Genomic DNA, 24,364 nt, shown 5'->3' on the forward strand with positions numbered 1-24,364 from the left:
AATTAAATCAAAAATATTATGATTGTGAATACCCTTCAAACTGTGATATGTCCCAACTGTTGAATTACCAAGCACAGATGATGAGTGGTTGTGAATACCCTTCAAACTGTGATATGTCTCAACCCACAAGCTAAAAAGCAGAACTAAAATTCCGTTGTGAATACCCTTCAAACTGTGATATGTCTCAACGCCTGCGATCTAGTCCAAAATGAACAGCAGGTTGTGAGGTACCCTTCTAATTGTGATACGTCCCAACATTGATATGATTAATTGTTGTTGAATTACATTGTAATACAAAATTTACCTATATCATCACCTTTTTAAATTCATTAATCGCATACTTTGTAAAATTCAGGTAAACTAATGCTACAGAGGGCTCGTCTGCAAATCCATATTTAGCCCTAATATAAAAATAAAATTCTTTTGCCGGAAGTTGATTGTGAGCAAATTTATTTCGAATAGCTGTCACTAAAAAAGCCAATTGTACCAATTCAGACTTAGTTTCTAAAACATCTGCATCAAGGTTATTAAAATCGGCATTGTATTCAAACCAAATATCTTCACCTTGACTGTATGGTCCTGCAGATTTTCTTAAAATTCCATTAACAATATACATCTTAAACTTTGGGTTCCCGTTATCTTCCAATTGAGAGGGATGATTAATGCCATCCCACCCTGATCGAAGTAAAATTTCAGATTCGAATTGCTGAATTTCTTTGAATAGTTTTTCTCTTCTTATAACCTCATAAGAATTTTCACCAATAGAAAACTCATTTTCTAATGCAGCCTTGCTCCAGGTTTTTGCATCATCATAAGATAAGAGCGTCTGCACTTGATCATTTAGTGATAACACATTTAACTTCCCGATGTCTTTTAGTTTAACAGCGTTCTCAATTATCTGTCCATTTTTATACGGAACCGTTTTGCTCCATATAAAATTGTCTTTTATGATATTTGGGCTTTTGTCACCTTCCTCCCGTAAACTTTGTAGAGCGGCCATATTTTCCTTTTCTATTCTTTCTCCCTGGGTTAAGTAGAAATCACTTAAAGGAAGTTTTGCGGAATATTTAAAGACTTTTTGAAACAAATTCTCGGCTATAAGTCTTAGAAACAGATCCTGTATCTTGATTTTTTTGATTTTAAGATCCTGCTTTATAATAATACGCTCCTTCAATTCCTCCATACCAAGAGTTCTCCTATCACCATTATTAATAAAAGGTTTTCCAAGATGTTCTAAAAAAATATCACTGTAGTCACGTTTCCAATCATAAAATTTCTGAAATTGATGGTCTTTTTGATAACCATATTGATACCAGTTTGCAAAGGATTCCGGGCTATCTTCGACCTTGACATCTTTAATAAAAGTTGGTTTTTTATCAAAAATACCTCTTGGAAAAATAAAGGGTTTGGACAAAATTTTATTTTTCTCTGTCTGTAAATCTTCTATAATATAATGACGCTTCTCGAATAAGTCTTTTGGTATCTGCTGCTTCATAAACTTTTGAAGATTTTTAGCATTGGAAGTATACTGAACAATATGTTCAGATAGAAAAGCAAAATATTTCTTTCTTCCCTTCAAATATTCATTATAAAAAGCATCAAAAAATTTGTTTTGTGTAAAACTCTTTAATATCCATTCATTCCAGATTATCTTTTCATCTTTTAGATTCCAACTACTTTCCAGGATTGCCAGTGCTTCTTTGGGCCGTGAGTTATAGAAAGCTAATGACTGTTGCAACTGGCTATGCTGGTAGCCTTTCCATTCTTTTCGTACATCTGCCGGCATAAAACGTTTGATATCATCGGCGAGCCATATAGCTTCCCTTCCAAGCTCAGAATTTGTAAATATAAACTTCCTGATATATTTACCCTCTTTCTTTTGTTTAAGAGCTTCCCTGTTATCCGAGATTATCTTCAGCTTTTGCTCCGTAACAAGCAATTCTTTTGTCACTAATTGAAGTAATTTATCTGTATTTATAATTCTTTCTCCTTTATTGCTTCGCAGCCTTCTGCTTATCTGAGAAGCAGGAAGCCAATTTTCAGGATTATAATTTTTAATGACGTCCTGTCTTTCGTTGAGTTTGTCTTTTATTATTCTTTCAATTTCTGCAGGCTCCTTGCCATTTATTAATATTTCATATAAAACAGCGGGAATTTCGTTTAAGGATAGAAGAGCGATCGGTTCTTCCTGGTTTAGCACTGACTTGCTACCGATCATTTGGGTTATTTCAAACTTTCTCTTTTTCTCAGCACCTCTTATCTTTAATTCATCCGGCGCTTGGGCTCTTCTCAGTTTTTTAAAATCGGCAATCTCTTTTTTAAAACTCGTATCAACAGAAATATGAATGGGTATGTTATTATTGATAAATACATAAGATGGATTAGGAAATATTTCCCATCCAGTTTCATCATGTTTATCTGAAACCGAACTGAGATATTGAGCCTTATAAGAAGAGATTTCTGAAAGTCTTCCGAAAACTTTTATACGGTCCTTAACTACCCTTTCCGTCTCGAATGTTGTTCCATCAATATTTTTTATCCTCCTGTCATGGACATAATTTCCAACATGAACCTGAAACCTTAGCGAAGGGAATTTCACAAATTCATCTAGAAACCGAATAGCAAAATAGTTGAACTTATTTTCATAGCGTTTACGAATGACAGGATGAATGACTTTAGCATCTTCCAAACTAAAATCCTGGTGTCCTTCCTTAACGTACTCATTAATATCTTCTATAAATTTGTCTCTGGTTTCCTTATCAAACGCACAATAAAGCTCATCTGGAACTTTACTGAGCTCATCAATAATCTGAATTAATAATGTTTCTTCGTGAAATTCAGTGGATAACTTCGATTTGAGTCCTTTAAAACATAGATAGGAAAAAACCCAGTGGGTAGCCATAAATTTAAGACCATTTACCTTTCCATCTTCATCTATTACCACTTTAGCTTTAAATCCTTTATTTCTACTTTTTAGATCTTCAATTTCCTTCCTCTTAAGAAACATACTGAGAAGAAATAAAAGGCCGCTTTGAGAGATTTCAATACCGTTTTCAGCCGATTCGAAGGAGGTCAGTGCTGAACTGTAAGTGAGCTTTGTTTTAAAAGACTCACCGTCTTTATAAATTAAATGATTGAAAGCGTTGTTAAGTACACCATTTTTAATTCCCAGCTGATCATGTATGTTAACCTTTTTCCCTTGTCGTTTCAATTCCTTTAATCTCTCCAGCTGCAGCTCATACCCTTTTTGCAGTTCTTCTGATAAGGATTTACTTAACAATTGTCTGGTCTTATCATCTTTCATCTTCTGGTCTCTCACTTCCTTAGCTGTCCTGGCAAAAATATCATCCAAAAGAGTAAAAAGAGAAGCATCAAAATCTAAAGGCTTGTGATAATAATGCGTATAAAAATTTCTTAGTTGATCTACTGATTTAAAAAGTGTAGTAAGATCTGATCTGAACTTTGCTCTATTATTTGGGCTATTGATAAAATCAACAACCGGGAAATACATTTTTAAAAAGGATACTCTCTTTTGAAAGTCGTTGTCGGGGAGATTATCCTTTAGAGAGACATCAGCGAACTGTTTCACATCAACATTACCAACATTAAATTTTTCTGAAAAAGCTTTTAGTACAGCCTTAATATTATTCTCAGCTAAATTTAAGAATCCTCCAAAAAAATGTTTGTCTTGTATTTTAAAATGATCATAGGCTATTCCATGACCAATTGTTTGGGTTTCCATAGGTGTTTATTAGTGGGTATAAATAAATTATTCTAATATAATAATTTCATTTGTAACTAAAATACGGGTTCCCACATTAATATCAGATCCCTTAACGAGTTTCTAACTGCTTAAAGAAGCAATAGGTATATTTTTAAATTAGCTAGCACCATCAATTTTATCTTCAAAATCAAATATTAGTTATTTATTCCACTTAAAAATATAGTTTTGCTTCAATTTCTCAGGTAGTTTACACAAGAAAAAAATCCTGTACGATATTCGTACAGGATTTACTTTTTTGCGGAGAGTGAGGGATTCGAACTTGGCAACAAAAACTATCTGAATATGGAATAATTAAAATACAATCCAGACAATTGCCACGAATTTGACACAACTCTATATTTATATTCTGCAAAATCTTAAATCTTGACTAAAGAACTCTTTAGTTTCGAATTACAAATATAAAAAATCTATTATTAATGTATTTGTCATAGAATCATTTTTTAATTGTGACCAGAATTTTCAAGCAATGCTCCATCAGCAAGCCCTTCCCTATTCAGTATCTATGAGCTACATCACAAAGTAAAATTTAGTTCTCTGATCTGATTTAATACTTAAAATACTCTCATTACATTTATAAGACAATAAAATACCAATTGTCATTAGTATTTCATTCATTTATTTATTTAAAAAATTGTTTAAGAGTAGTTTTTTTATTTTAATTTAAAATCAAATAGCTCCTGTGGATGCACATCTAGTCCTTTGGCTAACTCTTGAATAGTAGAAATTCTAAGATCTACTTCCCCTTTTTCTATTTTACTAATATTACTATGATCTACATCACATTTCTGAGCCAACTCTCTATAACTCAAACTCAACTTTTTTCTAAACTTCTCAACTCTTTTACCAAATGCTATTCTAAATTCTAATTTATCCATCGCAGTTAACTTTGAATAGAAAAAATGATAAAATCTAAATAAATTATTGTAGTCGAATTAACCTACATAAAGAAAAATGTTTTATATTTGCTAAATAAGTTACAATAATGGTAACTTTGCAATACTTCAAAAAAATAATCGAAGCTATTGCTTAGATTCTCGACTAGAAAACTGGTAATTTTATGTGTACGAGAAGATAAGTAAATTAGCTCACGACCGCGGCGTGGGCTCTCTTATCGTACACGGGTATACCAGTACCTCTAGTCAATAAGTTGAGTTCCACGCCTTTTCTTTTGAGCAAGTAGTGAATTCTTTTTATCTAAGCAGTTCCTTCCAGCAATAATTCAGCTAATACACTGCTTATGAAAAGTACAGATTCATTACCATTGCCCCGCATGTTAAATGATAACCAGCTATATGAACTGCTGAAAAAAGGTAATCCAACCTCTTTAGAACATATTTATTTACGATATAAAAGACTTCTTTTGTGGCTCGGAAGACAAATGCTTGAGGATGATTTTGTAGTAGAAACACTTGTTCAGGATACATTTCTCAAACTTTGGCTACACCGTGATTCCATTGAAACCCCGAATCATATTCTTGGCTTTTTACGGTTTGTTTTGAAAAGAGACTGTATATCGTATTTCAATGCTCCAAAAAATAAATTCGCTCGCTTAACGGCTTCACTTGAAAGTTTTGAGAATTATCAGGATTACCTTGTCGGATATGATCCTCTGCAAGACAAGGAACATCTTCTACGTCAGGAATCCGCTCAAAAAGATTTTGATGAAGTTAATAAGGTTTTAAAGGTGATAAACCCCAAAAGAAGACAGCTAATCAAACTATGCCTTGAATATGGCTTCCGGTATAAACCAATTGCAGAAGCAATGGGAAGCAGTGTGAAAGATATAAGCAACGAAGTTAACAGAGCCATAGATGATCTGCGGAAAATCATTAAAGGAACGTCTTTCGAGCCACAGAAAAAAGCTTCCGGTAATGAAGAGCAGCCAGATAAACTTAGTAGTCAACAGCTAGAGATATTAAAAAGGAGGGTTGAACAAAAATCTTCTTTCATAGTAATTGCCAAGGAACTCAAACTTTCTGAAAAGCAGGTCCACCGGGAATTTCTATATGCTTATCAATTTCTACAAAATCGAAATACCTCTCAAATCCCTTTTTGAAATGGAAAAATCAACGATTACACTTACCCGAAAAATTCAGCTATTGATCGACGTTCCAAGTAATGAAAAAAAAGAGATGTGGGAAAAACTCTACCGTTATCAGAACCGCTGTTTCCGAGCGGCTAATTTAATCGTTTCCCATCTGTATGTTCAGGAAATGATTAAGGATTTCTTTTACCTCACAGAAAAAATCCAATATAAGCTGGCCGATGCAAACAAAGATCAATTGGGAATATTTACACGTTCGAAAACAAACACAACGGCACGTATGGTATTTGACCATTTTAAAGGAGAGGTCCCGACCGATATTCTGGGAAGTCTTAATAACACCATTCAATCTACTTTTTCTAAAAACAAAGTCGACTACTGGCAGGGCTTAAAATCACTTAGAAACTATAAAAGAGACATCCCCATTCCGCTTCCGGTTAAATGTATCAGCAAAATGAAGTATGATCCTGACAAGAAAGCGTTTTGTTTCAACATGTTTGCTATTCCCGTTAAAACATATTTAGGGAGAGACTTCTCCGATAAGCGCTTAGTAATGGAACGTCTTTTAAGGGGAGAAATAAAACTTTGCACATCACAGATACAGCTGAAAGTCGGGAAAATCTATTGGCTTGCAGTATTTGAATTTGAAAAAGAAGAGAATCATTTAAAACCCGAAATCATCGCTGAGGCTTCCTTGTCTCTGGAACATCCAATAGTTGCAAAAACTGGCAATGTACGAATCAATATTGGCACAAAAGAAGAGTTTTTATATCGCAGGCTTGCCATTCAGGCAAGTCAAAAGAGAATTCAATCCAGTATTGCCTATGCGCGCTCTGGAAAAGGAGCTAAACGCAAACAAAAGGCATTGTATAAAACTGAAAATTTGGAGAGCCGATATGTAAGTCATCGACTTCATGTGTACAGCCGGAAACTTATCGATTTCTGCATCCAGCAACAGGCGGGCACACTAATTCTTAAAAATCAAGAGGACAAAATTGGTATCGCAAAAGAACAGGAATTTGTGCTTCGCAACTGGAGTTATTATGAATTACAGACCAAAATAAAATATAAAGCAGAAAAAGCTGGTATCGAATTAATCATTGGATAGCTAAAAAAAATAACGAGGGTGCTTGTAAACCCGTAGGGTGAGGTTATGAACTCTCACTAAATACATAATAGTATATACAACGGCGTGGGTTCTTTTTTTACTTGTAATATTGAACAGAAAATATATAAGAGAAAAACACAAAACGCTTTACAATAAAGTTTTGAATAAAACAAGAGGCTTTAGCTCTTGACTCAATCAGAAGAAATTTCTTTCTCAAAAAGGAAGAAACGAAATATAATTTTTTAACTGAACAAAATAGAGTTATCTGGCTAAATTATTAATGCTGTAATAAATATTCTAAAAGGATCTAAAAACAAATATATTTCCAATTTTAATAGTCGTTTAATTGTTTTTTCCATTGAAAATTTTGGAGTTCTTACCCTAATTCTGACGATTAATTATATTTTTCAAAAGAAAAAGGAAAAAAAGAAAGCACAAAATTCATTATGAAAGATTTTAAAAAGCAAGTTTATGATGAAAAATACGACCTGCAAGGTGGAGATTTTTTAGCATAACCTTTGGACTTGAACTTGTCTTTTAAAAATCTGAAACAATACCTTCGTTTTCTTTTATGAATTTTTACACAGTTCTACTGTGACCTCTTTATCTTTTTCCTTTTTTGTTGAACCTGAATATCTTCGGTGTTATACTTTGTTCCATGATTATCAAAATTCAATAACGAAAAAATTTCTAAGCTGCTGTCAGGATTTTTAAAAATCTCCTCCAGTGATGAAAAAGGAATATTATTCTCTTCAGAAGCTTTTTTACAAATACGATCAACTATTGATATGACTTTCTCTTTGGTAGTATCGAATAATTTGGGCTGTTTAAATTTTTCAAACCGTATGGCCTTTATAATCGTATCTTTCACTGAATCGAAATAAATGTCCTTTTCATTTGTATACGCTGTGGTATTAGACAGAATAGTGGACAGCTTGTTTTGTAATAGTGAAACTTCTTTGGTTAACTCAATATTCTTTTGTTGAAGCTCAGTAATTATTTTAGTTTTGGATTGAAGAGTTTCTTTATTTTTAAGCAGTTCTGTATTATATGATTTAAAAGCTCTCTCGTAGTTTTCAATCGTTTTATCTGTTTTGATCTTACTAAAGCCTAGAAAGTCATCTTCTTTTACGATAAGATCTTCAAACTTTTTAGAATTGAGCGTTGCTTTTATTTCAGTTATTTTGTTGTTTAGCAACAAAAATTCTTCTTCTTTTTTTTGAATTTTAAATTCTATGGCTTCAAGTCGTCCTTTAGAACCTGAAACACCTCTATCCATTTCAAGACATTCAGCCGTAATATCCTGCATTTTTGAATAGTGAAAGGATTGATGCTTCAATGTTTTTCCAGTTTCTAAATCCTGCCAGTCGGCTACTAAATGAGCATGGTAATTGGGCTTCCATTCTTTAGAATCTTTATCATAATGTCCTTCATCCCTATGAATGGCAATTTGGAAAATTCTTATTTTTAGTTCTTCTTCAAGCCTTTTAGAAAGCTTATGCAAATCCTGCATCGTTGTATTTTCTTTAATTACAACTACAGCTTCACGAATTGGCAATGCATTTTTCTGTAACTTTCTTCCAGACTTTTCCTTGCAATACGTTTCTATTAACTTAAGCCTATCTGAAATTTTATCTCCTACCCAATACTCATTTTTTCCGGTAAGATCCTTTTTTATATAATCGAAGGTTTTTCTTCTGAAATTGTGCGCTTCGGAATCTGTTTTGACTGCCTTAAAATTGATAGATGTTTTCACAGCAATAAAATAGATCACATTATCACTATCATTAGATAATAAGACTTATTGGACTTCGATTTTCACTCATTGGCTTTATAAAATAAATCCATATCTAATCGATACGGATTTATGTATTAGTGAAAAATGAAATTGACATCAAACGGAGTATTGAGATAAAATACTAAATAAAGGGTGTTATTTTATTCTCTTACAGAGAATAATTCGGACCCAATTGAAAATTTATATTTTCAAAGGATCTCCAGGGTTATTGTTATTTCCTTACTTTCTGTTCTTATGTTCTTTTTCATTTAATGTATCATTTACCATACTCTCAATAATATCATTATATTTATTTTGCTGTTCCAAATTTGCGCCATGTTCAGTCTCTAAGTCATACCTAACCTGAAAAGCACTATACTCAACAAAATTCTCGTCGTATAATTTTTGAAAATTATCATTATAATCTTTTGTGCCTTTAATTTGGCTATTTATAATATTTTGAAGTTTATCAGCAAATACATGAGCAATGTCAAAATGCTTTTGTTCATGATTCAGGATATGACTATTAGCAATATATTTTTTATTAACCCATGATTTTTCAGGATAAAATATCGCATCTATTTTTATTTTGATCTTACCAGTCCATATGGAATTAGAAACAATTTTATAATCTATTCCAATATATGATTCTGCACCTGTACTATTATCTTCCTCATGTGTAGGAGGAGCAAAATCTTTAAAATCCAACTTCCGATCCGTTGACCATTGAATTGCTTGACTTAATAAAGTTTGAGAACTTAATAAAAAAACAATAAAAAGTTTATACATCACATTATTATATTTTAATTTACGATCTAATGTTGTTGTTCTTCTACTAATTTAATAGCATTAGTTCCTTGTTCTGGAGTTATTTTCTTACCTGGACCTCCTTCTCGCATTAAATTATCTGGAGAGGATTTTAAAGTTGTTTTATCATTATGTTTTATTCCTAATGTATGACCTGTTTCATGAGCACCTGTTTTAGCAACAGCAGATATATTTTTATTATTAAAAGCTAATTGACCTGTTTTTTCATCAGCACCAAGTCCTTCTGTAGTAAAAACATTAATCTGAGTTCTATTTGTCTGTATATTGTTATTAGTATCTGTCATTCCATTAGTAAAATATGTAGCATTATCAAAGAACTCTTGACTCTGTCCTTTAAAATCATCAACATTATTTTTATCATAACCAGTATTATATTCCCAGATCATAGTAGATTTGTCACTCTGACTGAAAGTAATATTAACTTGATTTCCAGCAGAATCTTTCTCTCCAAAGGATGATACAATTTGAGCTTCACGATCTTGAAGTAATGCAGACATTTGTGCATTAGAAAGAACTCCTACGGTATTATTTGCAGGCTTATATGTAAGATGTAAATTGCAGTCTTGGTTTCTAAGTTTCTACTTGATACCCATTCTAAGCCTTCCAATTCTCTGCCGTCAACAACTCTGTTTTCTGCAAATGCATATGTACTGTTATAAGGGAATTTTTCCGCCAAAGGATCAATATTAAAGAACCTGCCTATATCCGGCATATAATTCCGCCACTTAAAACCATAGAAACAAGTATCTTGCAATTCTTATCCTTGGTACTTATAGTTGTAAGTAACCTCATATTTTATGAGGTTACTTACTATCTGCCCCAGGATACAACCGTGCGGTAGGGGGGAGGTACTTATAAATTTACCATTCTAAATTGTCAATTAATTTATCCTTTTCTAAGTTTAATATAGCTAAATTATTATTCCTTTTCCCCGCTACACTAAATAAAACAAAATAATTAAATTCTTTAAGTGGATAATTATCTTCAGATAATATATTCTCATTGCTAAACGACATGAATTTTAGCTCGCCATTTAAGTTTTTATAATAAAACTCATGATTGCTAATAAAGATTAAAGGTCTTGAATATGCTATTGTTTTAAATAGATAAACAGTAGGACTATTAAATAATATTTCTTTAGTTGTTTTTTTATAAATATAATATTGATTGTTTTGAATATAATAAGAAAAATCAGAAGTATTCTCTAATTGCTTAACTTTATTCGGTCGTTCAATTAATAACATTAATACATCATCTATTTGATTAGAGTTTGAACTTTTTAATATTTTGTTAAAATCTATTTTGCTACAAATTTTATTTTTATTTAGGATAGCAAATTCGATGAGTTTAAGGTTTTCTAATAAGTTAAACTTATTAGCTTGCACATGTAAAAAAATATTTTTTTTAGGAAGAAAAGAATATTCAGTTTGCTTGCTTGGGATCATTTCAAGAAAGATTTCTATAGAATCTGTATAATTATACTTTTTGGACAACTCTTTTGCGTATTCACCAATTATAATCCCGTTATTGATCTCTTCTCTATAAGAAAAGCAAGATATATGAACAGTTATATTTTTAGTTGTGTGTTTGACAGCAACGCTTTTCCCATATATATTTATGAAAAAAAAGCTTAACAATAATATTATAATTTGCTTTTTCATTTTAAGGGTTATAGTTATTTTTTGGTTGTTGAATATAATTATCTTCTGTTTCTCCAGTTGGAAGTATAACAGGTGTTATTTTTTCAGTATTCTTATTAGTTGGATTTTTCTTTAAATTTGGATCTTTTGGCATGTTATTAAAATCTGGTCTCATTTTATTTACATCTGTGCCATTTTTCGTTCCAGGTCCATATATAAATCCATAACCTCCTGGAGTTATTACTATATCACCTTCAAAATTTGGATTTTCTTTAGATGCCTTTATGGATTCTGAAATATCTCCCATTTCTGAGCCATAATCCGAAGGTCTATCTTGTCCAGGACTATAATAACCATTACCTAAATCTACTTCATCACCCTCGCCATGTGTATGTCCTATTCCAACCTGAACTGTACCTTTTGGAGGATCATCGGCAAGATTAGAATTTACAGCTCCTGAGTTTGGACCAGCTGATATAGGCTTCGTATATGAATAATAAGTTCCATTAGAGTTTGTACCTTTATAAAATCTAGTGCCAATTTCTCCATTCATCCTGATTGACATATTATTATACTGACTTCCAAAGTTTTCTGAAGCTTCTTGATATGATTTATGTACAGAATATGGTTCTAGTCCTTCAAGTTCTCTAGAATCAATAACTCTATTTCCGCTAAATACATAAGGAGCCCATGTGGGATATTCTTCTGCGAGCGGATCTATATTAAAGAACCTTCCTACATCCGGCATGTAATTTCTCCACTTAAAACTATAAAAACCAGTCTCCTGCAGCTCTTGTCCTTGATACTTGTAATTCTTATAACTACCAGATCCAAAGAACGCATTTCCAGTCTTCAGATGGTTCATCCCAAATGGATAATAATCATTAGAATCTGTGACTTCAAGAGCTCCTGCGCTGTTTCTGGCGAAACTTATCCTTGTATTTCCCAAATGATCCTTATATTGGTAAATATACTGATCTTTCCCGTAATCATAAAATCCTTCTGCCGTAGGAAAAAACATAAGCTGAGGAGTCTTAACTGTTGTTATTCCTAAAGGAGTATTCAATTGCTGGTTCTCCGCGGTAACAATTCCATTTTCTACACTGTAAGCCTGCTGTTCATAAGCATATTTCAACTTTTCGGAGATCATACGGAGTTCATCAATACCACCTCCACCGTTGTTATCGGATTCATTATGATAATATTGAAATCCATCAAGGTAATCTGTGATACCGGTTATCGTATAACAATTGATAATCCCACATTCACTTTTGGGAAGTTTTTTCTGAATCTTAACTCCATCTGCTCGGTACAGGTAATTATGCATTCCCGAAAGCCCTAAAGTTCCATACTCTATTCTATTGGGCATGTTCAGATGGTTGTAGGTGATTTTGGTGATGTTTTTATCCGGCATCTGCCACATATTTCCATTGATATCATACTGAATCGTTCCTCCTCCACCCTCATATCCTGAAGGATTGTTCTTATGGTCTTTAATCACAGATACCTGATTGGTTAGATTATTGGGTCCATAAATATATTCCAGCTCATCAATGACGGTAGCAGCTGTATTATTTCCTTCTACCGCAGAAGTTCTGTAAAGGTTTGTAATATTTCCATTCAGATCATAGGTCAAGGATTCTGTATGCTCTTTACTATAACGATTCATAGGGTTTTGATAATATCCTGCTGTCAATCTGTTCAAGGCATCATATGCATAACCATATCTTTTAGGCTCCAAAGGCGGATTGGCTCCTATAGATTCTACGGCTCTCCAGTCAACTTCTGCAATATTCCCGTTGTACTTTGGCTTTACGTTTTTACCAGAAAACAAAGTCGAATCGGGATTTTCTATCCCTGTCATTTCATTGTATTTGATTTTATAGGAAAATAATTTTCCGCCTAAATCAGGAGCTGACATCTGTCCTTTATTAATATCCGTCATCCACCCTCTTATATTATAGGTATAATCAATACTTTGCAGATTATTCCCTACTTTTTTGTTGGTAAGTTGAGCTAGTTCATTATAACTGTTTTCTGTAAGAATCTGTTCTGGGTTATCATCTACCTGATGCTTATGAACCAATAATCTGTTCTGATTATCGTATTCAAAACGTTCCGTAATAGTAACTCCCGGCTCACTGGCTAATCTCTTATGATTCGTAATTGTTTTCTTGGGTGTTCCTGTAAAATCCAGCTCAGATTCTGCTCTGGTATAGCCTCCTAAATGATTGATGGAATGAGTTCCAATAACCCTCCCCTTTTGATCATAATAAGTGTAGTTTTTTGTCCAGTTATCATCTTCAATATTCTTTACAAAGCTCATCACAGGAAGTCCTTTAGTACTTCTTCCATCCGCTGTAGGCGTTCCGGAAAGTACAGGTTCTCCCTGGATCGTTGAAGGGAATGCCGGATTAAAACTATATACAGGATAGTTATCATAATAATTAACACTTAAGACCTGAGTAACACCGGTAGGAGTCGAAAGTTTAGTATAATATACGGGCATGCCATTTAAGGTCCATCCTGCTGTAGCAGTCCTGGTTTCATATAAATTAGCATTGGCATTAATACTGTTTTGCATTGACGCCCTGCTGGCAGGATTATTTGTGATTCCCGTGTAAACGGTTCTTCCAAACTGATCATATTTAGTAAAGAGCCATTGCCCTTTATCTTTAAGAACTGTATCCTGGGTCAGGATAAGCTGATCAGCTTTATTATACACCATATATTCCCAGCCTTTGCCGGGAAGTTTCTTTTCTACCAGGCGGTTTCTCCCATCATATTTATACTGGTAACATAAATTATTAAGAACAGTATTGGGATCTGCTTGTACTGAAGCTTTGGGAGGAATCACATAAGACAGTTGGTTATAATCATTGTAAACATAGTAGGTATCAGCATTTTCTGTAGCACTGATTACTTTTCTGACCAATACAACCTGGCCTTGTCCATTTTTGAACTCAATGGTTGAGTTGCCGTCTTCATCAGTAACCGTATTTTTATACAACTGCCCTATTCCATAGGAGCCTGATAATATTAGTTTTGATTCAAAATTGGTATAGCTAAAAGTGGCAGTGTATTTTTTAACCTCACCATCTGCATTGGCATCATATCCAAATTGTACAGGCTTATTACCCCAAGCGTTTCCAACTTGTTTCTGGCTTAAAATACGGTCTAAGGGTGAATTCTCAAGAATCTTCTCTGAATAGATTTTCTCTGTTCCATAAGGGGTACTGCTTACATTTGATAATGGATCAGGAGTAATGGCTCCATTGAGAGTTCCCCCCTGGGGAACAGGAAGGTAGTCCTGAACCTGTCTTCCGAACGCATCGTATTTGATGGGAGTAACAACATCTCGTCCTAGCGGAGAGGCCTTTACATTGACGATTTGTTTGGGTCTTCCCAAACCGTCAAAATACTGTACAGTTTCTGAAGATTTTATAACTGAAGTACCATTATAGTCCAGATAAGTTTTGGACTGAACATAATTTTCAGTATTAGGAAGTGTAGTGAGCTGGGCATATGTTAAGTTGGATAGGAGTAATACTCCTATCTGAATTTTTATTTTTTTCATCAGTTTTAGTTTTTATAATTGTATTTCATCTCTTTTACAACCTGACCATTTACATCTACTACTTTCTGAAGTCTGCCTGCTGAATCATAGAGATAATTCTCCCTGATTCCTGACGATGGCGTAATACTTCGCACCCCAATCACTGGATCATAAGTATAAGTGGTAATCAGATAGTTTGGTAAACTATTTCTAAATGTATTTAGTACTGATAAAAGTGACGTTTCATCATTATTTGATAAAGCCTGAGCATCAGAATCGGATGCTGAGATAATTGCAGATATCAATCCCGAAACCTGATCATATGTTGCACCTTCAATCTTTGCAATAGGCTGAGTTTCATTATATCCCCAAATTATTGTGACAGGAACACCTGCTTTTGTAGTATATTGCTGCAGATTGCCTTTAGTATCATATTTGTCATAAGTGACTTCTGTATATTGATTATTTTGCAAATCGGTAGATAAGACAGAACTTGGGAACAAATTCAATGGATTATCATATTTTATTTCAGATTTACTGATGGTTTTGTCATTTTTCTTTACCGCTGTTTCCAATGGAACACCTACCATATTGGCATTGATCAACTTTTGATTAGCTTTTTCGTGGGCATATGCATAATCTTTTTCGATTAAAATATTATCGGCAGAAGTAATAATTTCTTTTGTTAATTGATAATGTTGAGGATTACTATAAAGATAACTGATTTTTGTAGTTAAGGAATCTGTTTGACTTCCATACATATAATCTGTAATTTTTTTACTTGTTAATGCTACTCGTCCTATTGATACGTAATCATTAAAATAATAGAACCTTTCTGGATTTTGTTCATAATTACCACCATTAATTATTCCCACATTAGATTCATTATCTTGTTCAAATACATTAACCGTCCTGATTCTATTTTCAATAAACTTTTCATAAAAATTTTCCTCTTTTTTAACAGGAATATAATTAGTTCCTTCTTTTTTGTATGAAATAGTCTCAATAAGATTCGTTTTTTTCCATTCAGGATAAATATATCTTGGATACGGAATAAATATGTTAGTTGTATATATTTTATCTACATCTTTTTCTTTATAATAATATTCTATTTTCCCAAGTTTATTATTTTCCTGTTCATTATCTACAATATATTCAGTCACCTTGTCATAAAATACAGGCGATCCATTACTATGAGATATTTCTACCATGGGGTTTGAACTAATAATATTCATCAATCTTACGTGAGTAATATTTCCCATAATTACTCTTGTTTTCCTGTTATAGAAATTGTCAAAATCAAAAGGGTTAGTTAATATTTTTCCAATACCAATATTATTAACTTTTTTAGAACCATAATCATATGATTTTTTTGACAAAACTGTATTGTTACTATCCGTATTAATAATATTTTTAATTCTTAATCCTCCAGCCTGTGTAGGTTGAATACTTTCGGGAGGTACAGGAGCATAATATTTATATGTACCTGAAACAGATATAAACGGACTATTACATGGGCTTCCACTTGATGGACCTGTTGCATTTTTGGTATCTAAATCAATTTTAATGTGAGAGCCTTGATGAATAAAAAATGTCATTGACTCAGTTTTAATATTATTGGATCCAGTTGGTCCATGAGTTACTGTTTTTGTTTCACCATCAACAGTTATTGTTGCTGTTAAAGGTTGTCCTAAACTGTAGTGTCCTGATAACATGATCGCGAAATTTACTGTTCCTAGAGGCTGTTGCGTAATTTGATATTCTTTTATGGTATGAGGTGAAGCAATGAGTCCTGATTCATCAGTACAACCAGAACTAGATTTTAACGCATATGCACTTGCTCCTGCCTGAAAAACTCCCAATCCTAGCTCCTGTTGTTTTGTTAAAAAATAATTTGGTTCATATTCATATGTTGTTGAACCACCTGTAGGATAGGTAATCTTATTAAGCACTCCCGATTTCATATAATTAAAGTTTGCCTGACGATTTTCGTTAGTTAACGTTCCTTTAATTAAGGCATCAGGTGAAAATAAATTTTCAAATAATGCATTATCAAATAACACTGTAGGTAGTAAAGTTGTGTTATTATTTTTTCCATTATAGTATCCCCAATAATCTATTCCATAAGTTGATTCTCTTGCCGGTAGAGGAGAACTATAATCATATCCAAATTTGAATTGATTTATTAGATCATTTTGTTGGTCATAAAACTTTACTGAATTTAGTTTTAGACTTTTTTTATAAAAATCCATAAACCAATAATTAACATCCGTAATCTTCGGTCTTTCAAAGTAATCATTATTATCAAAAATTATTTTGTTAATTAATTTGTTTTGCTTATTATATACTATTAAACCTGAAATTCTCGGTGGACGATTATTTAGTGGATAAACATCTTGACGATCTTCATTTCTGATAAATTCTACATATCCATCATTATATTTTAGCTTATCCATAACCAAAACATCTACTTCAGTTTCTAAATATTGTTTACTACCTGTAGGTACACCTCCAACATTATCGATCATACGGATCTTATTTTCAGAGGAAAATGTTCTATATGTTTTTGATCTGTACTTTACATATTCAATATTAATAGTGTCTTTTTTATCAGCAGATATAATTTCGGAAAGATACCACGAAGAAGTATATAGTGACGGCTGAGCATCATAACTTGTATTTCCATCAGTTTCACTTCGCATTTTAGTGTCCCACACCGTTTCCCAATTATCTTTATTTTCAAGGCTTTTTCCAAATCTATAGATAGTCCCTTTTTCGTCTTTCACAATAATACTCCCGATCCCAAATACTGCGTCTATCTTTTGAGGATCAAATTCTGCACTCACAACTTTCCCCTCATTATTTATATAAAATGCCCCAGAAAGTCCCACATTCGTCGAGATATTAAATTGATCTGGAGTCTTATCTTGATGAAAAGAAGAATTTCCACTTCCTTCTTCATATTCATTAAAATTATAATATCTTTTAATGGTTGAATTATTACCAATCGTTCCGAGTAGAGTACTGCTACTGCTAAGTTGATTTATATCATTATATACAGGTATAGAATTTCCACCTGTTAAGAAGCCATTTGGTTTATCATCAGGAATATCTTGTAAATTACGAAATATCATTCCTCCTGCGTTTAGCACCCATCCTAACCCTACTGAAGAAGCTTCTTGGTTTAGCTTAATACCACTAGCATGATATGAAAGTGAGATTGGCAATGATAAACTTCCACTTTTAATTATATACAATGGTATATCAATTTTAGGAACACCTGTTGAAGGATCAACAGGATAATTACCATATAATTCCAAATTGTAAACTTCAGGGGACGATACTTTGGGGATATATGGAATTGTTTGCTTCTGCGAACTTTGCGAAAAAAGTAAAATATTTACCGTTAGCGCTATTATTATCAATATTTTTTTCATTCGTGTTTATTTTTTAATAAGTTTTGCATTTGCAGTTTTACCAGAATCAGTTTTTATAGTCACCAGATAAGCTGCCTGAACCAAAGCCTGGGTATTTATCTTAGTCACTCTGTTTTTGGTTTTAATACTCTGAAGTTGTCTTCCACTCATGTCATACAGCAGAATATCAGCGTCTTTAAAATCAAAGCCCATTTCTACATAAGCATAATCTGATACAGGATTTGGGTATATCTTGATATCATATTTTTCAATTAACTGATCAACCTGTTTATCTCCCAGTTTCACAATTTTCCAGTTCTCTTTACCAAACTCTTCTGCGCTGGTTCCCGCCAGAATAATAGAACCGTCTCTGTTTAGCTTTAGGTCTGAAAGTCTCTCTTCTTTTTGCCTGGATTCTCCTTTTATATGTTTTCTCCACTGCTCATTTCCATTCTGGTCAAGGTATAGCATCCAGAAGGTTTCATCATCAGTTTCAATTCTTCCTTCAGCCTGCGTATAGCCTCCCAATAAGATTCCCTTTGAAGATTTATCATCTGCTGAATGAAGAACGCTAATACCCATCAGGATATCCCTGTTACCCAAATTGTAAGACTTCTGCCACTGTTCATCTCCTCTTTCATTTAAAGCAATCAGCCAAAGGTCTGTTCCTTCTTCTAGACCTACTGTTTTATTGCCTGATCTTTCTGATCTGGATTCTCCAGCAATGATAAAGCCAGTTGAAGTTAATGCAAGGGTTCTGATATGATCATCTCCTTTTCCTCCAAAATTCTTTTCCCATTCCACTTTTCCGTTTTTGTCAAGCTTTACAATCCAGTAATCGCCTTCGCCGAAGTTTTCAGTTTTCTTAGAACCACTTACACAGCTTCTGGAATAGATGCCTAATAAAGCTCCGCCATCACGGGTAGGGACCATCTTTTCTACTTCATCTAAACCTCGCCCTCCTAATGTTTGTTCAGATAGTGTTTTTCCGTCCTTGTCTAATCTAATGATCAGAACATCTTTTGACCCATAACCTTTAGAGGAATTTTGTACACTTCCAGCAACCATGAATCCCTGATCTGTAGTCTGAATCACAGATCTTGCTTCTTCATCTGATGAGTTTCCTAGGGTTTTCTGCCATAATTCATCTCCAAATTCATTGATTCTAATTAACCAAATGTCGGAGCCACCTTTAGAATCCTCCTTTTTATCCAACCCCTTTCCTGAATATGAAGTTCCAGAAATCAGAAACCCACCGTCCTGAGTAGTAACCGTTGAAGATAAATAGTCGTGATTGTTTCCGGCAAAATACTTCTCAAAAACCTGTCCTCCCTGTTGATTTAATTTAATCAGGTGAAAGTCATAACCATTGTTTTGTCTGCTGTTTTGTTGAAGCTTATCAGTTTGAATGCTGCTTCCCGTAATAAGATACTGTCCGTCAATTGTCGTAGTGATCTGGCTTAAAAAATCCTGGGCTGAGGACTTTATATCTTTCTGCCACACCACTTCCTGGGCATGGATACCCAGGGCTGTACATAAGATAAATGCACTGAGATAGATCTTTTTCATTCCCGTGTTTTTTTTGAGTTGATAATTAGTTTTTTTAATAATGCAGCAAATTTAACATTTTTTAAGAAACAATAGACATTCGCATTTAAAAGAAAACAATTATATTTTTAAAAACATCAAATTATACTTATTTCACAAAAATATAAGGTTTAAACGACAAAACTTGTCGTATTAATAATGAATTTGAAAAGATGAAAAACAAATACGAAAAGCCTCATAAAAAACAGAATTACAAATTAAAATCATATTCGTAGACCAAATCAAAATTTCTTACCAATTCAAAAGTCTCACAGAGCGAAGTAGCAACTTTGTTAGGACGTAAGGACTTTCAAAGTTGCGAATGAGCTCCTAACTTCTCCGTGTAGTTGTAAAATCGCACGCATTTTAATAGGTAATATATCCTTTCTTAAAAACATAATTTTAGAAGCATTCCTTTTTATAAAGCTGGTTCGCATTAAGCTTTTAAAAAGTACAAATCAAGCCATCTACATATTGTAGATTTTAAGGTATCCAACTAAAAGGCGGACTTCTTAGAATTATAAGAGCCAATTAGAAGAACAAACTATGTCAAAATTTAAGTGGACTGTATCATTATGCAGATACTAACTGCCAACAGAAAAAAATTGTAATTCCACTTACTAATATCTCCATCAATAAAAGGCTGATAATTTAGCTTTCATTGATAATCAAAGCCAAATAGTTCCTTGCAACGCCATTGTAAAGGTATACATCATTTGCAGATTTAATTTTCTGAAAAATGAAATATGCTACATAAAGAAACTGTCAGTAAGGAAATGTGGGAACTTCTTCAAAAACTAATGAAAGAAGAAAGACTAAAGGACTTTACCCTGGTAGGTGGTACCGCACTCAGTCTAATGCTTGGCCATCGTTTAAGTATTGATATTGATCTGTTTACAACTAAACCATTTAATGAGAAGTCTGTCCTAAACTATCTTTCGAATAACTATCCTGTAGAAATTAAAAATACATTTGAAAACACATTACTTTTGAAAATATCTGAAATCAAGGTCGATATCCTTGCCCATCAGTATCCATGGCAATTACCTAGAATAATAACAAAAGAAGACATTAGGCTGGCATCCCTTGAGGATATAGGCGCTATGAAACTTCACGCTATATTTCAAGATGGAAGCAGAATTAAAGATTTCGTTGATATGCATTTTCTATTAGAACATAATTCCCTTAAGACTTATCTTGATTTTTATCAAAAAAAATACGGAGGAAATCCCTCACTTGCTGCATTAAGTTTACTACATCACGACAATATCGATAGGAATGTACAAGTAAAGATGATAAAAAGTAAAGATATAACCTGGCAAAAGATAGAGGAGAGATTAAAAAAGTCAGTACATAACCCATTACTTAAATTTACTGAAATCAAAGAGCAAAATAATAAACAAAAGAGACGTGGATTCAAGCATTAAACTTTTATATATCACTATTATTCAGTAAATTTATACTATGAAAACAGGAAATAAAAAAAGACCAAGTTTTGATATTGATCCTTCATTTTTTTGGGATTTTGATTTAGATGAGATGGATCTAGATAAAGCCTATAAGTCAATTATTGCCCGTATTGTTGAACGTGGCAATCAAAACGACATTGATAGAATTGTAGAATTTTATACTTACGAAAAAGTAGTCAAAGCAATTCGTGACGAAATCCATTTCCTTCCAAATTATGCAATTGATAAAGCTATAGAATTTTTCCCCGAACTTAAAAAAGAGGATATGCACTGCTATATCAATCGTAAGGATAAACCATATCATTGGATATAGCTAAGAAACTAGTTATTTGAGACATAACTCAAAAATATAATTGAAAGGAGCTACATTGGAAATAACAATGGCAATAGTAATGGATAAACGATTATGAATTGCAAAAATTACTATCTTTCCAACCACTTACAACAGCCTAAAACCTTTCACGATACATTGCATAGATATGAATTGCTTCCAAAATTTATTATCTTAGTAATTAGTCACAGCGCTTGTTTCATTGGTATATGTGCTGTTAAGTTGTGAATTGCTTTCAAAAATCATTACCTTAGTGATTAATCACAGCTTTCAATCATGAACCTAGACTATCAAATAAATTGTGAATTGCTTTCGAGAATTAGTATCTTCTTGTAGTCATAGCCAAACCAATGGGGAAACATATTAGTAGTTATCTGTGAATTGTTTTCAAAAATTATTACCTTAGTGATTAGTCACAGCATTTAATTCCCGGAAGTAATGAGGCTCATGGCTGTGAGTTGTTCTCAAAAAATTGTTACCTTAGTGATTAGTTACAAGTGCCTTTGAGTGAAGTTCTCACGGAAATGGTTGTGAATTGCTTTCGAAAATTATTACTTTAGTGATTGGTCACAGCAGTGTTTTATTATCACCTACAGGCGATACAGTTGTGAATTGCTTTCAAAATTTACTATCTTCGTGATTAGTCACAACATTGGATTACAATTCGTCAATACGGAAGTAGTTGTGAATTGCTTTCAAAATTTACTATCTTCGTGATTAGTCACAACCGGCATTTCATCCATTGTTTGTTAACCCCAATTGTGAACTGCTTTCAAAATTATTATCTTTGTGATTAGTCTCAGCTCTTTCTATTTCTTCCATGTTTTTCCATGGAGTTGTGAATTGCCTTCATAAATTATTATCTTCGTGATTAGTCACAGCCATTTACCGGATTCAAATCACAAACACAACGTTGTGAATTGCTTTCAAAAATTATTACCTCCGTGATTAATCACAGCAAACCTGGACTGAACTAAAAGAGACCATGTGTTGTGAATTGCTTTCAAAATTATTACCTTCGTGATTAATCACAGCTCTTCAACCTTCCGGAAGACCAGTTTATCAGTTGCGAATTGCCTTCAAAAATTATTCCTTCGTGACCAGTCACAGCAAACTAACCAAAGTGTAGCTTTTTGATTTAGTTGTGAATTGCTTTCAAAAAATATTATCTTCGTGATCAGTCACAGCACTAAATTATGAAACAGTTACAACTCGATTGGTGTGAATTGCTTTTAAAAATTGTTATATTCGTGATCAGTCACAGTTTTAACTACACGAATTATCGTAAATTTACTGTTGTGGATTGCTTTCAAAAATTATTATCTTCGAGATCAGTCACAGCTACGGAAACCCACAATACCAAATCAACTAAGTTGTGAATTGCTTTCGAAAATTATTACATTCGTGATCAGTCAAAGCATGTTTCAAAGCAATCTGGAATTTACTTTGGTTGTGAATTGCTTTCAAAATTATCACCTTTGATTAGTCACAACGAAGTAAGAAAAGAAGCAATCGAGTCAGTAGTTGTGAATCGCTTTCAAAATTATTACCTTCGTGATCAGTCACAGCAAACTAACCAAAGTGCAGCTTTTTGATTTAGTTGTAAATTGCTTTCAATAAATATTATCTTCGTGATTAGTCACAGCTTAGAGCACAAAGACCCCATGCGGAGGACTGTTGTGAATTGCATTCAATCTTTATTATCTTAGTGATTAGTCACAGCATTGGAAATATTTTGCGTAACGAATTCGTTGTTGTGAATTGCTTTCAAAAATTATTACCTTCGTGGTTAGTCACAGCGAAAAGAGATTAATCCGAATCGAAAACGACGTTGTGAATTGCTTTCAAAAAATTATTACCTTCGTGATTAATCACAGCATCGCCAGGAACCGGTATGATTTAACGAACGTTGTGAATTGCTTTCAAAATTATTATCTTAGTGATTAGTTACAGCAATAAAACTAGCTATGAGTCACCAAGAGAAGTTGTAAATTGCTTTCAAAATTATCACCTTCGTGATTAGCCACAGCACCAGATATTCAGACGTTGGAAAAGGCATGGTTGTGAACTGCTTTCAAAAATCACTATCTTCGTGATTAGTCACAGCCTGGAATAAAAACTCCAAAAGAGCTAACTAGTTGTGAATTGCTTTCAAAAATTATTATCTTCGTGATTAGTCACAGCGTTAAGGCCGTAAAGGGTTTGTTTTTTATCGTTGTGAATTGCTTTCAAAAATTATTATCTTCGTGATTAGTCACAGCAACCATGAAACAGTTAGAGATAAAAACAAAGTTGTGAATTGCTTTCAAAAATTATTATCTTCGTGATTAGTCACAGCTTCACACTATTTCAGGACGCTTCTCAGAGCGTTGTGAATTGCTTTCAAAAATTATTATCTTCGTGATTAGTCACAGCTGAAAAAATTTTAGACAGATATCTGCACTAGTTGTGAATTGCTTTCAAAAATTATTATCTTCGTGATTAGTCACAGCCAAACTTGTAATACATAGCAAAAGCGTTCTGTTGTGAATTGCTTTCAAAAATTATTATCTTCGTGATTAGTCACAGCAAACTGCATAAATGAAAGGATTAATTACTGGTTGTGAATTGCTTTCAAAAATTATTATCTTCGTGATTAGTCACAGCTGCCTCCTCGTCTCGGTCGTTTGAACATGAGTTGTGAATTGCTTTCAAAAATTATTATCTTCGTGATTAGTCACAGCTTTCAGAAGGACAGTTTACAATCGAATATGGTTGTGAATTGCTTTCAAAAATTATTATCTTCGTGATTAGTCACAGCGTAATTGAAAATATCTTCATCAAC

Annotated in this window: 13 protein-coding genes and 1 CRISPR repeat array (1 of these 14 running past the window's edge); of the genes, 4 read left to right on the forward strand and 9 right to left on the reverse strand. The window is 33.2% G+C overall.

Annotated elements, in window-relative coordinates:
• Nucleotides 1–304 precede the first annotated feature (304 nt).
• Nucleotides 305–3,742, reverse strand: coding sequence for a type VI-B CRISPR-associated RNA-guided ribonuclease Cas13b (cas13b, locus tag LIV57_RS04725; protein ID WP_227941648.1), 3,438 nt, complete (start codon nucleotides 3,740–3,742; stop codon nucleotides 305–307).
• Between the two features lie 692 nt (nucleotides 3,743–4,434).
• Complete coding sequence (locus LIV57_RS04730) at nucleotides 4,435–4,659, reverse strand: helix-turn-helix domain-containing protein (protein WP_227941649.1); 225 nt, start codon at nucleotides 4,657–4,659, stop codon at nucleotides 4,435–4,437.
• Nucleotides 4,660–5,021: 362 nt separating this feature from the next.
• Here LIV57_RS04730 and LIV57_RS04735 point away from each other — a divergent pair, with 362 nt between their 5' ends.
• Both LIV57_RS04735 and LIV57_RS04740 read left to right on the forward strand, forming a co-directional pair.
• Nucleotides 5,022–5,840, forward strand: coding sequence for an RNA polymerase sigma factor (locus LIV57_RS04735; RefSeq protein WP_227941650.1), 819 nt, complete (start codon nucleotides 5,022–5,024; stop codon nucleotides 5,838–5,840).
• Between the two features lies 1 nt (nucleotide 5,841).
• On the forward strand, nucleotides 5,842–6,936 hold the full coding sequence (locus LIV57_RS04740) for a hypothetical protein (protein ID WP_227941651.1): 1,095 nt from the start codon (nucleotides 5,842–5,844) through the stop codon (nucleotides 6,934–6,936).
• Between the two features lie 589 nt (nucleotides 6,937–7,525).
• Here LIV57_RS04740 and LIV57_RS04745 read toward each other — a convergent pair.
• From LIV57_RS04745 to LIV57_RS04775, 7 genes are all read right to left on the reverse strand, one after another.
• On the reverse strand, nucleotides 7,526–8,494 hold the full coding sequence (locus LIV57_RS04745; protein ID WP_227941652.1) for a hypothetical protein: 969 nt from the start codon (nucleotides 8,492–8,494) through the stop codon (nucleotides 7,526–7,528).
• Nucleotides 8,495–8,953: 459 nt separating this feature from the next.
• Nucleotides 8,954–9,505 carry a DUF922 domain-containing protein gene (locus LIV57_RS04750; protein ID WP_227941653.1) on the reverse strand — a complete coding sequence of 184 codons (552 nt, stop codon included), beginning with the start codon at nucleotides 9,503–9,505 and terminating at the stop codon, nucleotides 8,954–8,956.
• Between the two features lie 23 nt (nucleotides 9,506–9,528).
• On the reverse strand, nucleotides 9,529–10,038 hold the full coding sequence (locus LIV57_RS04755; protein ID WP_227941654.1) for a hypothetical protein: 510 nt from the start codon (nucleotides 10,036–10,038) through the stop codon (nucleotides 9,529–9,531).
• 363 nt (nucleotides 10,039–10,401) lie between these two features.
• A complete protein-coding gene (locus LIV57_RS04760) occupies nucleotides 10,402–11,202 on the reverse strand; it encodes a hypothetical protein (protein ID WP_227941655.1) in 801 nt (266 codons plus the stop codon).
• A 1-nt stretch (nucleotide 11,203) separates the two neighbouring features.
• Nucleotides 11,204–14,758, reverse strand: coding sequence for a DUF6443 domain-containing protein (locus tag LIV57_RS04765; RefSeq protein ID WP_227941656.1), 3,555 nt, complete (start codon nucleotides 14,756–14,758; stop codon nucleotides 11,204–11,206).
• A 5-nt stretch (nucleotides 14,759–14,763) separates the two neighbouring features.
• Entirely contained in the window at nucleotides 14,764–18,174 is a 3,411-nt protein-coding gene (locus tag LIV57_RS04770) for a hypothetical protein (RefSeq protein WP_227941657.1), read from the reverse strand.
• A 6-nt stretch (nucleotides 18,175–18,180) separates the two neighbouring features.
• Nucleotides 18,181–19,722 (reverse strand): T9SS type A sorting domain-containing protein, encoded by a 1,542-nt coding sequence (locus tag LIV57_RS04775; RefSeq protein WP_227941658.1) that lies wholly within the window; start codon nucleotides 19,720–19,722, stop codon nucleotides 18,181–18,183.
• A 764-nt stretch (nucleotides 19,723–20,486) separates the two neighbouring features.
• Here LIV57_RS04775 and LIV57_RS04780 point away from each other — a divergent pair.
• Both LIV57_RS04780 and LIV57_RS04785 read left to right on the forward strand, forming a co-directional pair.
• Nucleotides 20,487–21,167 (forward strand): nucleotidyl transferase AbiEii/AbiGii toxin family protein, encoded by a 681-nt coding sequence (locus tag LIV57_RS04780; RefSeq protein WP_227941659.1) that lies wholly within the window; start codon nucleotides 20,487–20,489, stop codon nucleotides 21,165–21,167.
• A 37-nt stretch (nucleotides 21,168–21,204) separates the two neighbouring features.
• Nucleotides 21,205–21,522, forward strand: coding sequence for a DUF6922 domain-containing protein (locus tag LIV57_RS04785; protein ID WP_227941660.1), 318 nt, complete (start codon nucleotides 21,205–21,207; stop codon nucleotides 21,520–21,522).
• 2,078 nt (nucleotides 21,523–23,600) lie between these two features.
• Nucleotides 23,601–24,364: a CRISPR direct-repeat array (repeat unit 47 nt; unit sequence GTTGTGAATTGCTTTCAAAAATTATTATCTTCGTGATTAGTCACAGC); it runs 1,131 nt beyond the window's last position.

The organism is Chryseobacterium sp. X308, assembly GCF_020733145.1.
GTDB classification, from domain to species: Bacteria; Bacteroidota; Bacteroidia; order Flavobacteriales; family Weeksellaceae; genus Chryseobacterium; species Chryseobacterium cupriresistens.

Excerpts from the sequence above, each read along its gene's own strand:
- cas13b (WP_227941648.1), bottom strand. The coding sequence starts at position 3,742 with ATGGAAACCCAAACAATTGGTCATGGAATAGCCTATGATCATTTTAAA.
- LIV57_RS04730 (WP_227941649.1), bottom strand. The coding sequence starts at position 4,659 with ATGGATAAATTAGAATTTAGAATAGCATTTGGTAAAAGAGTTGAGAAG.
- LIV57_RS04735 (WP_227941650.1), top strand. The coding sequence starts at position 5,022 with ATGAAAAGTACAGATTCATTACCATTGCCCCGCATGTTAAATGATAAC.
- LIV57_RS04740 (WP_227941651.1), top strand. The coding sequence starts at position 5,842 with ATGGAAAAATCAACGATTACACTTACCCGAAAAATTCAGCTATTGATC.
- LIV57_RS04755 (WP_227941654.1), bottom strand. The coding sequence starts at position 10,038 with ATGTCTGCATTACTTCAAGATCGTGAAGCTCAAATTGTATCATCCTTT.
- LIV57_RS04760 (WP_227941655.1), bottom strand. The coding sequence starts at position 11,202 with ATGAAAAAGCAAATTATAATATTATTGTTAAGCTTTTTTTTCATAAAT.
- LIV57_RS04765 (WP_227941656.1), bottom strand. The coding sequence starts at position 14,758 with ATGAAAAAAATAAAAATTCAGATAGGAGTATTACTCCTATCCAACTTA.
- LIV57_RS04770 (WP_227941657.1), bottom strand. The coding sequence starts at position 18,174 with ATGAAAAAAATATTGATAATAATAGCGCTAACGGTAAATATTTTACTT.
- LIV57_RS04775 (WP_227941658.1), bottom strand. The coding sequence starts at position 19,722 with ATGAAAAAGATCTATCTCAGTGCATTTATCTTATGTACAGCCCTGGGT.
- LIV57_RS04780 (WP_227941659.1), top strand. The coding sequence starts at position 20,487 with ATGCTACATAAAGAAACTGTCAGTAAGGAAATGTGGGAACTTCTTCAA.
- LIV57_RS04785 (WP_227941660.1), top strand. The coding sequence starts at position 21,205 with ATGAAAACAGGAAATAAAAAAAGACCAAGTTTTGATATTGATCCTTCA.